Source organism: Kineococcus sp. AC630 (genome assembly GCF_979255925.1).
This window is the reverse complement of record NZ_CEEDMJ010000009.1, coordinates 106,398-119,191: the sequence shown is the minus strand read 5'-3', so window position 1 is coordinate 119,191 and position 12,794 is coordinate 106,398. Positions and strand designations below refer to the sequence as shown.

The following is a 12,794-nucleotide window of genomic DNA, read 5'->3' as shown; positions in this document are numbered from 1 at the left end:
GTCAGCCGGTCCCACCACCACCGTCACCCGGGGTGAGGAGAACCTGCCCCCCGCGGTCGTTGACGGCCGTGCAGGCCGCCTGCGGCAGACCGTCGTCGCTCACCAGCACGTCCACCTCGTCCAGACCCGCGATCGTCGCCAGACCGACCAGGCCCCAGCGGTCGGAGCCGGCGACGAGCACGGTGCAGGCCGCCGCGGAGATGAGGGCACGGTTCGTCTCGCCCTCGGCGAGTTCCGAACTCGTCAGTCCCTCCGCGGCGCTGAACCCGTGCACGTCCAGGAACAACAGGTCGACGTGGAGGGGTTCGAGACTGCGGTTCGCCACCGGTCCCACCAGCGCGCCCGCCGCGTTCCGCATCCCGCCGGTGAGGATGATCGTGCGGTCGTGCCGGGACGGTTCGTGGAGGACCTGCGCCACGGCCGGGGAGTTCGTCACGACCGTCAGACCGGGGACGGTCTGCAGGGCGGCGGCGACGTCGAGCGTCGCCGGGCCCGCCGAGAGGGCGACCGAGGAACCCGGTTGGACCAGCGACGCGGCGAGTTCTCCGATCGAACGTTCCCGGTGTCGGTTCCCGGTGTCCCGTGTCGGGAAACCGAACTCCGCGCCGAAACCCTCGGGAAGGGCCGCGCCCCCGTGGACACGGTCGGCGAGACCCAATCGAGACAGTTCCGTGATGTCCCGGCGGATCGTCACGTCCGAGACGCCGAGACGGCCCACCAGGTCAGAGACGCGGACACTTCCGCTGCTGCGCAACGCTTCGAGGATGAGTTTCTGACGACTTCGAGCCACTACCACCGGGACACCCCCACCCCACGGCGAGCGTGGTTCCGTCGACCTTGACCCGTCGAGCATGCGGCTCGGAGGGCCCCGGAGTCAACGCCGACGGGCAGTTTCGGACACCGGTTTCGACCAGACCCGAACATCAACAGGTCACAGGTTCGTTCGGTTCTGCGCGAACAGCTTGACAGCGGGCGGCCTCGGGACCAGAGTTGTTGACGTGGTCGACCGCGTTCCCGGTCGACTCGAAAACGCGCAGAGCCGGCCCTCGCCGGACGCCGACGAAGGAGTCGCGATGAACCGCCCCACCACCGAAGCCGAGTACCTCGCAGGTCTCGTGCCCGCCTCCGCCGGCCGCCAGGGTTTCAGCCGCCGCTCGATGCTGCGCGGCTCGCTGCTCGCCGCCGGTGTCCCCGCCCTGCTCGCCGCCTGCGGCGGCAACGACGCCGCCGGTGGCGGTGGCGGGGGCGGTGGCGGCGACGTCACCCTCGGCTCGAACTTCTCCGACGAGGTCCCGGTCAAGACGATGAAGGCCATGGTCGCCGACGCCCAGACCAAGCAGGGCATCAAGATCAAGCTGAACACCGTCGACCACACGACCTTCCAGAACAACATCAACAACTACCTCCAGGGCAGCCCGGACGACGTCTTCTCCTGGTTCGCCGGGTACCGCATGCAGTTCTTCGCGGCCCAGGGTCTCGCCTCCGACCTGACCGACGTGTGGAGCACGATCGGGGCGAACTACACCGACGCGTTCAAGAAGGCCTCCACCGGTGAGGACGGCAAGCAGTACTTCGTCCCGACCACCTACGGCCCGTGGGCCGTCTTCTACCGCAAGTCGCTCTGGGCGGAGAAGGGCTACACGGCCCCCGAGACCCTGGACGAGATGGTCACCCTGTCCAAGAAGATGCAGACCGACGGCCTCGTGCCGCTGGCCTTCGCGGACAAGGAGGGCTGGCCGGCCATGGGCACCTTCGACCAGCTCAACATGCGCATCAACGGCTACCAGTTCCACGTCGACCTGATGGCCGGCAAGGAAGCCTGGACCGACCAGAAGGTCAAGACGGTCTTCGACACCTGGAAGGGCCTGCTGCAGTACTCGCAGCCCGACTCCCTCGGCCGCACCTGGCAGGAGGCGGCGACCGGTGTCGTCAACAAGACCTCCGGCATGATGGTCATCGGCTCCTTCATCGGCCAGCAGTTCGAGGACGCCGACCAGGAGGACATCGACTTCTTCAACTTCCCGGAGGTCGACTCCAACGTCGGCGCCGACGCGGTCGAGGCCCCGATCGACGGCTTCATGATGTCGAAGCGGCCCCGCAACGAGGCCGGCGCCAAGAAGCTGCTGGAGTACCTCGGCTCGCCCGACGACGGTGTCGTGCAGACCACGAACGACCCCTCGGGCATCGCGGCGAACACGAAGTCCGACCAGGCTCACTACACCGAGCTGCAGAAGAAGTGCGCCGAGTTCGTGGCCAACGCGAAGTCCATCTCGCAGTTCATGGACCGCGACACCCGGCCCGACTTCGCCTCCACGGTCATGATCCCGTCGCTCCAGACGTTCATCTCGAACCCGGACGACATCGACGGTCTGTGCACCCAGATCGAAAACCAGAAGAAGAGCATCTTCACCTCCTGAGGAGCGTTCCGTGTCGTCTCCCGACCTGCCGCTCGTCGCCCCGCAGACGGCGCACCCCGCGCCGACTGCGGGGTCGCACCACGGCACCGGCAAGAACCAGCGCGTCAAGCGGCTCAGCGGCTTCGACCGCATCGCCGTCATCCTCATGGTGGCGATCCCGACCCTGATCGTCGTCGGCCTGATCTGGCTCCCCGCGATCTCCTCGGTCTTCCTGTCCTTCACCAACTGGAACGGGATCGGGTCGCTCGCCGACGTCAAGATCATCGGCGTGGAGAACTACACCAACGTCTTCACGAACTACCCGCCCTTCAAGCCGGCGATCGAGCACAACCTGATCTGGCTCGTCGTGATGTTCGTGGTGGCGACACCGCTGGGCATCCTCTTCGCGGTCCTCATCGACAAGGACCTCAAGGGCAGCCGGTTCTACCAGACCGCGCTGTACCTGCCGGTCGTCCTGTCGCTGGCGCTGGTCGGGTTCATCTGGCAGCTCATGTACTCCCGGGACCAGGGCCTCATCAACGCGGTCCTCGGGACGCAGGTCGACTTCTACGGCGACCCGAAGTGGAACCTGTGGGCAGCCCTCTTCGCGACCTGCTGGAAGCAGGTCGGCTACGTGATGCTGCTCTACTTGGCCGGCCTCAAGGGGGTCGACGCCTCGCTCAAGGAGGCGGCGCAGATGGACGGCGCCACCCAGGTGCAGACGTTCTTCCGGATCGTCTTCCCGGTCATGCGCCCCATCAACATCATCGTGCTGGTCATCACCGTCATCGAGTCCCTGCGCGCCTTCGACCTCGTGTGGGTCATCAACCAGGGTCGCAACGGGCTGGAACTGATCGCCACGCTGGTCACCGCGAACATCGTCGGTGAGGCCAGTCGCATCGGCTTCGGCTCGGCGTTGGCGACGATCATGCTGGTGATCTCGCTGATCTTCATCAGCATCTACCTGGCGGTCGTCATGCGAGAGGAAGAACGATGAGCTCCACCACCGTGCCTCGGGTCCGCGGCCGGGCCGCGGACGTCCCGAAGGTGCCGCACAAGGTGCCGCCGGCCCGGATCGTGCTGTACGTCTTCCTCATCGCCGCTTCGGTGCTCTGGCTCTTCCCGTTGCTGTGGGCGGTCTTCAACTCCTTCCGCGACTACGGGTACACCCAGGCGCACGGCTACGCGTCCTTCGGCGGGTTCACGATCCAGAACTACGTGCACGCCTGGCAGCAGGGCGACTTCGGGTTGCACTTCCTGAACTCCGTCATCATCACGGTGCCCTCCGTGGTGCTGGCGTTGTTCCTGGCCTCGATGGTCGCGTTCGTGGTGGCCCGGTTCAACTTCAAGTTCAACCTGGCCCTGCTGGGGCTGTTCACCGCGGCGAACCTGCTGCCCCCGCAGGCGCTGCTGATCCCGCTGTTCCGCCTGTTCAAGGCGATCCAGGTCCCGTACTGGTTCAGCTACTCCGGGACGCTGCTGGACAGCTACTGGGCGCTGATCATCGTCAACACCGCGTTCCAGACGGGGTTCTGCGCCTTCGTGCTCAGCAACTACATGAAGACGCTGCCCTACGAGCTCTACGAGGCCGCCCAGGTCGACGGCCTGAGCGTCTTCAAGCAGTACTGGCAGATCACCCTGCCGCTGTGCCGCCCGGCCCTCGCGGCCCTGGCGGTGCTCGAGATCACCTGGATCTACAACGAGTTCTTCTGGGCGACGGTGCTGTTGCAGTCGGGGGACAAGTTCCCGATCACCAGCTCGCTGAACAACCTCAAGGGCCAGTTCTTCACCGACTACAACCTGCTGTCGGCCGGCTCGGTGCTGGTCGCGCTGCCGGTGCTCGTCGTGTTCTTCGCACTGCAGAAGCAGTTCGTCTCCGGTCTGACGCTGGGAGCCACCAAGGGATGAGCCACTGGTTCGAGGACTTCACGCCCGCGCGGGGGAACCTCCCCGCGCGGGCGTGGGTGCGCTCCGACGCACCCACGCTGTCGCTGAACGGCGGCTGGCGGTTCCGCTACGCCGAGCGCGCCGACACCCCGGCCGACCTCGCCGACCCGGCGCTGGACGACGCGGCCTGGGACGAGATCACCGTTCCCGGGCACTGGCAGCTGCAGGGCTGGGGTGAACCGGCCTACACGAACATCGTCTACCCGTTCCCCGTCGAGCCGCCCTTCGTGCCCGACGAGAACCCGACCGGCGACCACCGACGCACCTTCGTGCTGCCCGACGGGTTCACCGCCGGTGACCCCCGCGTGGTCCTGCGCTTCGAGGGGGTCGACTCCGCGTTCACCGCGTGGGTCGACGGGACCGAGGTCGGCCGCTCCGTCGGGTCCCGCCTCCCGGTGGAGTTCGACGTCACCGACGCCCTGGCCGGCACCGACGAGCACGTCCTCGCGGTGCGGGTGCACCAGTGGTCCGCGGCGAGCTACGTCGAGGACCAGGACATGTGGTGGTTGTCGGGGATCTTCCGCGACGTCACCCTCCTGGCCCGTCCCCTCGACGGCGTCGAGGACGTCTTCGTCCACGCCGGTTACGACCACACCACGGGTGCGGGGACGCTGCGGGTCGACACACCCTCGGCGGCGCGGCTGCTCGTGCCCGAACTGGGCGTCGACGTCGCCACCAACGAGGACGTCACCCTCGAGCGCGTCGAGCCCTGGTCCGCGGAGGTGCCCCGGCTCTACGCCGCCGAGGTCGTCTCGGCGGGGGAGCGGGTCCGGCTGCGCATCGGCTTCCGCACCGTCGCCGTGGTCGACGGCGTGTTCACCGTCAACGGCGCCCCGGTCAAGCTGCGCGGGGTGAACCGCCACGAGGTCTCCGCCGACCGCGGACGCGCCGTCACCCCGGCCGAGATGCTGGCCGACGTCCTGCTCATGAAGCAGCACAACGTGAACGCCGTCCGCACCAGCCACTACCCGCCCCACCCCGCGTTCCTGGACCTGTGCGACGAGCACGGCCTCTGGGTCGTCGACGAGTGCGACCTGGAGACCCACGGCTTCTGGCTGCTGGACTGGCGGGACAACCCCTCCGACGACCCGCGCTGGCGCGAGGCCCTGCTGGACCGGATGCGACGCACCGTCGAGCGGGACAAGAACCACGCGAGCGTCGTGCTCTGGTCGCTGGGCAACGAGAGCGGGACCGGGCAGAACCTGGCCGCCATGTCGGCCTGGACGAAGGACCGCGACCCGTCCCGGCTGGTCCACTACGAACACGACTGGGCCGTCCCCTACGCCGACGTCTACTCCCGCATGTACGCGAGCCACGCCGAGGTCGCCGACATCGCCACCCGGAGCGAGGAGGCCCTGCCGGACGCGGAGGCGGACACCCGGCGACGGGCCATGCCCTTCGTGCAGTGCGAGTACGCCCACGCCATGGGCAACGGCCCGGGCGGGCTCGTCGAGTACCAGGACCTCTTCGAGAGCTCCGAGCGGTGCATGGGCGGTTTCGTCTGGGAGTGGATCGACCACGGCCTGCGCCAGCAGGGCCCGGACGGCCGGGAGCGCTTCGCCTACGGCGGCGACTTCGGGGAACCCCTGCACGACGGCGCCTTCGTCGCCGACGGTCTGGTCTTCCCCGACCGCACCCCGTCCCCGGGGCTGCTCGACTACGCCGCCGTGATCGCCCAGGTGCGGTTGCGACCCGAGGGGACGCGGCTGCGGTTGACCAACCACTACGACGTGGTCGACCTCGCCCACGTCCGCCTGCGGTGGAGCGTCGCCGACGAGGGCCTCGAGGTCGCCCACGGCGACCTGCCCACCCCCGACCTGGCCCCGCGCGCCTCGGTGTTGCTCGACCTCCCCGCGGAGGTCCTGCAGCTCTCCCCGGCCGTGGGTGAACGCTGGTTCACCGTCGTCGCCGAGCTGGCGGAGGAGACCGGCTGGGCGCCGGCGGGTCACGTGCTGGGCCGGGGACAGGTGCAGCTGGTGGAGGCCGCGCTCCCGAAGACCTCGGTCGCGATCGCCCCGGTCCGCCGGGGACCGGACCTGCTGGTCGGTCCGGCCGTCCTCGACGCCCGGACCGGGACGTTGCGGGCCCTGGGCGGGCTCCCGGTGGAGACCCTCGAACTGTCGGTGTGGCGCGCCCCCACCGACAACGACCGCGGTGAGCACGGGGAACCCCTGGAACCCACCTGGCGCACCCTCGGTCTGCATCGGCTGCGGCACCGGACGGGGTCCGTCGCCGTGTCCGAGCGCGACGTCGTCGTGACCGGGCGTTCCGCTCCGGCGGGTACGGACACGGGGTTCGTGACGACCTGGCGGTGGAGCGACGTCGGGGGAGCCGTCCGGCTCGAGGTCGACGTGACCCCCGAGACCCCGGGTGGGCTGTCGGTCCCGTTGCCGCGGCTGGGGATCCGGTTGGCGCTGCCGCGCACGTTGCGGCGGTTGGACTGGTTCGGCCGTGGTCCCGGTGAGGCGTACCCGGACACCGGGTCGGCGACGTGGACCGGGAGGTTCTCGCGGTCGGTGGAGGAGTTGCAGACCCCCTACGTCCGTCCGCAGGAGAACGGCCAGCGGGCCGACGTGCGGTGGGCGGTCCTGACCGCCGACGACGGTTCGGGTCTGCGGGTCCGCGCGGAACCCACGATCGGGGTGACGGTGCGGCCGTGGAGCACCGAGACCCTCGACGCCGCGACGCACACCTCGGCGCTGGACGACGAGGGCCGGATCTGGTTGCACCTCGACCAGGCCCAGCAGGGGATCGGGACGGGTTCCTGCGGACCGGGTGCGCTGCCGGCCTACCGGCTCCAGGCGCAGCCGACGCGGTTCGTGCTCACCTTCGAACCGGTGGTCTGAAGGCTGCGGTCCGGACGTTCGTCAGCGGCGTGAGCCGAGGACGAACGTCCGGATCGCGGTCACGGCCGCACCCCGGGCCCACTCCGCGAAACCCGTGAGCTGGACGTCGACCACGAGGTCCGAGGCCATCCGGCTGCGGCCCTGCGCGATCCCGTCGTGCAGAGCGGCCCGGCCGACCTCGGCGAGGCGCGCGTTCTCGCCCGAGATGACGATCCTCTCGGGCATGGTGAAGTTCCCCACCGCCGCCACCAGCACCCCCAGTGCCCTGGCCGCGTCGTCGACGACCCTGCGGGCCAACGGTTCTCCGGCGTCCGCGAGGTCGAGGAGTTCCTCGACGGTGATCTCGCGGCGCATCCCCAGTCCGGCCCTGCTCGTCAGGGCGCCGGTGGTCAGCACGGCGTCCGCGCACCCGACGTGGCCCTCCGGGCACAACGGTCCGTGCGGGTCGAGGGGGTGGTGGCCCAGGAGCCCGACGCCGGCGTCGGGACGGTCGATCACCCGACCGCCCACGACGAGCCCGTACCCGATCCCGACCCCGACCACCACGACGGCGAAGTGGTCGCAGCGGTCGGCGGTCCCGAACCACTGCTCCGCCCGGGTCAGCGACATGACGTCGTTGTCGACGACGACGGGCAACCCGAGTTCGGCTTCGAGGGCCGCCCCGAACGGGACGTCCTCCCACCCCAGGTAGCGCGCGCTGTCGACGATGCCGTCGGCGACGATCCGGCCGCCGAGGCCGACGCCCACGGCGCGCACCTCTCCCGGGTCCGTCCGGGCGAGGTGGCGCACCAGGTCCGCGACCACCGCGACGACCGCGGCCGGCTCCCGGTCGACGAGCACCGCCTCGCGGGTCGCGACGACCCCCGCCCGCAGCGTCGTCAGGACCGCGTAGGCCGTGTCCGCCGTGAGCTTGACCCCGACGAAGCGGTGCGTCGACGCGTCGACGTCCAGGGGACGGGTGAGCCGCCCGGACACCGGGTCGCAGACGTCGCGGCTCTCCACGAGCAGTCCCGAGTCCAGCAGGGGCTTGGAGAGGCGGGTCAGGCTGCCCGCCGACAGCTCCAGGCGTCGGGCCAGTTCGCTGCGGGTCAGCGGGCCGTCCAGCAGGACCTCGAGGGCGATGCTGTGGGCCGCGCCCGTCAGCGGGGTCCAGGCCGACTGCGGCGGGACGACACCGGGGTCCAAGGTCACGAGACCACCTTCGCACCGGTCGGGAGAACAGGGAGAGGAACGGATGCACCGTAGTCGACTATCGCGACGGAAGGCAGTCGCTCAGGTTGCGGTGCGATCACGGTCTGGGTCGGCTCTGCACAGCTTGTTGACGGTTCGCTGAGTTTTGCCGTAGAACTCGGTGCACGATCACAGCCTGGCCCCACGACGACGTGACCACGGAGACACAGTGCATCCCACCCCGCTCGGCCCACCCGCTCCCCTCGAAGGGGTCTGACCCATGGCCACCACGAGCAGAGCCGCTCGCACCCGGAACGCGAAGCCCTCCCCGGGCGGCACCGGCCTGCGCCCCGACGTCAACGGCGGTCCCCGGGAGCGCTGGACGGCCCTCGCCTTCATCGCCCCCGCACTGCTCGGGTTCGTCGTCTTCTACCTCTGGCCCACCCTGCGCGGCTTCTACCTGAGCTTCACCCGCTTCGACGTGTTCAACGCCCCGGTGTTCGTGGGTCTGGACAACTACCGCGAGGTCTTCTCCGACGCCACCTTCTGGAACGCCATGAAGGTGACCGTCGAGTACGTCCTCATCAACATCGTCACCCAGACCGTGCTGGCCCTGCTGCTGGCGGTCCTGCTGCACCGGCTGACGCGGTCCATCCTGGTGCGCAGCATCGTCGTGCTGCCCTACCTGATCTCCAACGTCGTCGTCGCGCTCGTCTTCTACTGGATGCTCGACGCGCAGATCGGCATCACCAACCAGGTCCTCGGCTGGCTGGGTCTGGACGCCGTCCCGTTCTTCGGTGACCAGAACTGGGCCATCCCCACCATCGCCCTGGTCAACACCTGGCGCCACCTCGGCTACACCGCGCTGCTGCTCTTCGCCGGGATGCTGATGATCCCCGGCGACGTCTACGAGGCCGGCCGCGTCGACGGCGCCTCGGAGTGGAAGATGTTCTGGCGCATCACCCTGCCGCTGCTGCGCCCGATCCTGGCCCTGGTGCTGGTCATCACCGTCATCGGCTCGTTCCAGGCCTTCGACACCGTCGCGGTCACCACCTCGGGCGGACCGGCCGACGCGACGCGGGTCATCCAGTACTACATCTTCGACCTGGCCTTCCAGCGCTACCGGTTCGGCTACGCCTCGGCGGTCTCCGTCGTGCTCTTCCTCATCCTCGCCGTCGTCGCGTTCGTCCAGCTCCGGCTGATGCGCGCCGACGAGTCCGACGTCGCCTGAGCGACCCCGCAGCTACCAGGAGGCGACACCGGTCATGGCCACCACCGCAACGACGTTCGACGAGGCCCTCGCGGTCTCCCCACCCACCCCCGCCCCCCGCGGCCGGCGCAGTCCCGGGCGGATCCTCGCCTGGGTCCTGCTCGGCCTGATCATGGCGGTGACGCTCTTCCCGTTCTACTGGATGCTGCGCACCGCGTTCTCCAACGGCGCCTACCTCGCGACCGAACCCTCCAACCTGCTCCCGGTCGAGTCGACCTTCGGCGCGTTCAAGCGCGTCCTCGGGCTCGCCTCGACGGCCGAGGCGCAGGCGCAGGCCGGGTCGGGCGCCTCGGTCAACCTGGGCCGAAACCTGCTGAACTCCGTCATCGTGTCGACGTTCATCACCGCGGGCCAGGTCTTCTTCGGCGCGATGGCCGCCTACGCGTTCTCACGGTTGAAGTGGCCGGGGCGCAACGCGGTCTTCTTCCTCTTCCTCACCGCGCTCATGGTCCCGCCGATCTTCACCCAGCTGCCGAACTTCCTGCTCATGCGCAACCTCGGTCTGCTCAACAGCTACGCGGCGATCATCCTGCCGTTCTTCTTCATGACCCCGTTCGCCATCTTCTTCCTCCGTCAGTTCTTCCTGGGGATCCCGAAAGAGGTCGAGGAGGCCGCCCGCCTCGACGGCGCCGGCGCGATCGGCCGGTTCACCCGGGTCATCCTGCCGATGGCCTCCGGGCCGCTGGTGACGCTGACGATCCTGCAGTACATCCAGGCCTGGGGCGAGTACTTCTGGCCGCTGCTGGTGGCCAGCGACCCGGCGCACCGCACCCTGCAGGTCGCGCTCGGCATCTTCAAGTCCCAGACCCCGCAGGGCGCTCCGGACTGGGCGGGTCTGATGGCCGCGACGCTGCTGGCCGCCCTGCCCGTCATCGTCCTGTTCGCCGTGTTCAGCCGGAAGGTCGTCAACTCCATCGGCTTCTCGGGCATCAAGTGAGGAACCAGACCGTGACTTCGAAGAAGAGGATCCGCAGCGCCATCGCCTTCGCCGGTGCCGCCCTCCTGCTGTCCGCCTGCGGCAGCTACGGGGTCGATCCGGGCGCCGACGCCGAGACCGGAACGGTCAACTACTGGCTGTGGGAGTCGGCCCAGCTGCCCGCGTACCAGCAGTGCGCCGCCGACTTCCAGGCCCAGAACCCCGACATCGACATCAAGATCGAGCAGTTCGGGTGGGACGACTACTGGAACAAGCTGTTCACCGGTTTCGTGGGCAACTCCGCCCCCGACGTCTTCGCCGACCACACCTCGCGCTACGGCGAGTTCGCCGAGCGCGGGCTCATCGTGCCCATCGACGACCAGGTCGCCGCCGCCGACGTCGACCTCGATGACTACGTCGCCGGGACGACGGACCTGTGGCTCGGTCCGGACGGCAAGCGGTACGGCCTGCCCAAGGACTTCGACACCGTCGGCATCTTCTACAACGAGGACATGACCGAGGCCGCCGGGGTCACCACGGACCAGATGAAGAACCTGACGTGGAACCCCGACGACGGGGGGACCTACGAGAAGACCATCGCCCACCTCACCGTGGACGAGAACGGGGTCCGCGGCGACGAACCCGGTTTCGACAAGTCCAAGGTCAAGACCTACGGCCTCGGCCTGGGGTCCTCCGGGGCGCCCTTCGGCCAGGTCGAGTGGTCCTACCTGGCCATGACGACCGGGTGGACGTACATGGACAAGAAGGCCTGGGGGACGGAGTTCAACTACGACGACCCCCGCTTCCAGGCCACCTACGCCTGGTGGAAGGGCCTCATCGACAAGGGCTACATGCCCCCGCTGGCCTTCACCGAGGGCGGCTCGCCCGACCAGCAGATGCAGGCCGGCAAGTACGCCATGGTGACCGAGGGGTCCTGGAACACGGCGAACTACGGCGCGCTGGAAGGTGTGCACCTGCAGCTGGCGCCCACCCCGACCGGACCGGACGGCAAGCGGGCGGCCATGCAGAACTCCCTCGCCGACTCGATCTCCACTTCCTCGAAGGTCAAGGGCGCGGCGTGGAAGTGGGTCCGCTACCTCGCGTCGGAGGACTGCCAGTCCGTGGTCGCGAAGGCCGGGGTCGTCATGCCGGCCATCGCCGACACCGTCGAGACCTCGACGGCCGCGCTGAGCAAGACGGGCTTCGACATCAGTGCCTTCACCGACCAGATCGATCAGGGCACGACGTTCCCGTACCCGGCCGTCCTGCAGGGTGCCGAGATCCAGAGCATCATGAGTTCGGCGATGGACAACGTCATGGCCGGTGCGGACGTGTCGAGCCTCACTGCCGCCAACACCAAGCTCGACGCGCTCTTCACGGCGAAACCGACGAAGTGACGGCGCGGGTGGCGCGATAGGCGCCGGGGGAGCAGCCGCAGGCGCGCGTGAAGTGCGCGTACAGGCTGCTCCCCGAGCCGAAACCCGCGGCGTGCGCGACGGCGGCCGTCGTCAGGGACGTCGTCAGCAGCAGTCGCTGCGCCTCGGCGATGCGGTGACGCAGCAACTGGTCGCCCAGGGTCACGCCGGTGGAGCGCCGGAACAACGTCGTCGCGTAGTTCGGGTTGAGGTTCGCCGCCCGGGCGATGTCGGCGGGGGAGATCGCCTCCCGGAAGTTCTCGGCGGTGTAGCGGGCCATCAGCGCGACGGGACGCAGCGCGGACCGTGGCCGGGGGGCCGGGGTGGGGACCGGTTCCCGGTGTCCCAGGATCCTCAGTACCAGTGCGTTCGCCTCGAGCAGGAGCATGGCCGTGTCCGCCCCGGCGTCGAGGTCCCGCCGCCAGGTCTCGAACTGCGCCTCGACGTGCGTCCCGACGGCCGCCGTCGGCACGACGACGGTGCCGTGGGACATGACGACGGTCGAGAAGGCCTCGGGCAGTGCCCAGCGCAGGGCCGCCGCGAGGGGCAGGTGGATCCAGCAGATGTCGCTCTCCTGCGGTCGATCCGCCCCGATTAACCGGTGGGGTGCCGCGGCCCAGAACAGGGCGGTGTGCCCTTCGGGGACGAGCACGCGCTCACCCCCCAGGAGGTACTCCAGCGATCCACGCAGGGCGACGTTGATCTCCAGGTCGTCGTGACGGTGGAACTCCCGCATCGGTGGCGCGGAACCCCGGTGCACCCAGAGGGCTGGTTCCTGGACGTCCGGGGTGCTCACAGACCTGAGCGTAGCTGAGGATCCTGGAACCACTGCGG

10 protein-coding genes are annotated in these 12,794 nt (G+C 69.2%); 7 read left to right on the top strand and 3 right to left on the bottom strand.

Annotated features, from left to right (window positions below):
- Position 1 precedes the first annotated feature (1 nt).
- Entirely contained in the window at positions 2 to 853 is an 852-nt protein-coding gene (locus tag AC0I8G_RS11490; protein WP_471730027.1) for a DeoR/GlpR family DNA-binding transcription regulator, read from the bottom strand.
- A 220-nt stretch (positions 854 to 1,073) separates the two neighbouring features.
- Here AC0I8G_RS11490 and AC0I8G_RS11485 point away from each other — a divergent pair, with 220 nt between their 5' ends.
- From AC0I8G_RS11485 to AC0I8G_RS11470, 4 genes are read left to right on the top strand one after another with little or no spacing between them, the layout of a single operon-like run.
- Positions 1,074 to 2,417: an ABC transporter substrate-binding protein gene (locus AC0I8G_RS11485; protein WP_471730026.1), complete on the top strand. Its 1,344-nt coding sequence runs from the start codon at positions 1,074 to 1,076 to the stop codon at positions 2,415 to 2,417.
- A 10-nt stretch (positions 2,418 to 2,427) separates the two neighbouring features.
- The gene (locus AC0I8G_RS11480) at positions 2,428 to 3,393 is read left to right on the top strand and encodes a carbohydrate ABC transporter permease (protein ID WP_471730025.1); all 966 of its coding nucleotides are present in this window, start codon (positions 2,428 to 2,430) and stop codon (positions 3,391 to 3,393) included.
- Positions 3,390 to 4,304 (top strand): carbohydrate ABC transporter permease, encoded by a 915-nt coding sequence (locus AC0I8G_RS11475; protein ID WP_471730024.1) that lies wholly within the window; start codon positions 3,390 to 3,392, stop codon positions 4,302 to 4,304. The genes AC0I8G_RS11480 and AC0I8G_RS11475 overlap by 4 nt, the downstream gene beginning before the upstream one ends.
- Entirely contained in the window at positions 4,301 to 7,189 is a 2,889-nt protein-coding gene (locus AC0I8G_RS11470) for a glycoside hydrolase family 2 TIM barrel-domain containing protein (RefSeq protein WP_471730023.1), read from the top strand. Before AC0I8G_RS11475 ends, AC0I8G_RS11470 begins: the two co-directional genes overlap by 4 nt.
- A 21-nt stretch (positions 7,190 to 7,210) precedes the next feature.
- Here AC0I8G_RS11470 and AC0I8G_RS11465 read toward each other — a convergent pair whose 3' ends face one another.
- On the bottom strand, positions 7,211 to 8,380 hold the full coding sequence (locus AC0I8G_RS11465; RefSeq protein ID WP_471730022.1) for an ROK family protein: 1,170 nt from the start codon (positions 8,378 to 8,380) through the stop codon (positions 7,211 to 7,213).
- A gap of 259 nt (positions 8,381 to 8,639) precedes the next feature.
- Between AC0I8G_RS11465 and AC0I8G_RS11460 the strand changes: the two genes are divergently transcribed.
- Genes AC0I8G_RS11460 through AC0I8G_RS11450 form a run of 3 tightly spaced genes read left to right on the top strand, consistent with a single transcriptional unit; the run spans position 8,640 to position 11,942 of the window.
- On the top strand, positions 8,640 to 9,590 hold the full coding sequence (locus tag AC0I8G_RS11460) for a carbohydrate ABC transporter permease (protein ID WP_471730021.1): 951 nt from the start codon (positions 8,640 to 8,642) through the stop codon (positions 9,588 to 9,590).
- 34 nt (positions 9,591 to 9,624) lie between these two features.
- Positions 9,625 to 10,566: a carbohydrate ABC transporter permease gene (locus AC0I8G_RS11455; protein ID WP_471730020.1), complete on the top strand. Its 942-nt coding sequence runs from the start codon at positions 9,625 to 9,627 to the stop codon at positions 10,564 to 10,566.
- A gap of 11 nt (positions 10,567 to 10,577) precedes the next feature.
- The gene (locus tag AC0I8G_RS11450) at positions 10,578 to 11,942 is read left to right on the top strand and encodes an ABC transporter substrate-binding protein (RefSeq protein WP_471730019.1); all 1,365 of its coding nucleotides are present in this window, start codon (positions 10,578 to 10,580) and stop codon (positions 11,940 to 11,942) included.
- On the opposite strand, the gene AC0I8G_RS11445 is transcribed toward AC0I8G_RS11450, so the two are convergent.
- The gene (locus tag AC0I8G_RS11445; protein ID WP_471730018.1) at positions 11,920 to 12,756 is read right to left on the bottom strand and encodes a helix-turn-helix domain-containing protein; all 837 of its coding nucleotides are present in this window, start codon (positions 12,754 to 12,756) and stop codon (positions 11,920 to 11,922) included. The two genes, AC0I8G_RS11450 and AC0I8G_RS11445, sit on opposite strands and share 23 nt — an antisense overlap.
- Between the last annotated feature and the right edge of the window lie 38 nt (positions 12,757 to 12,794).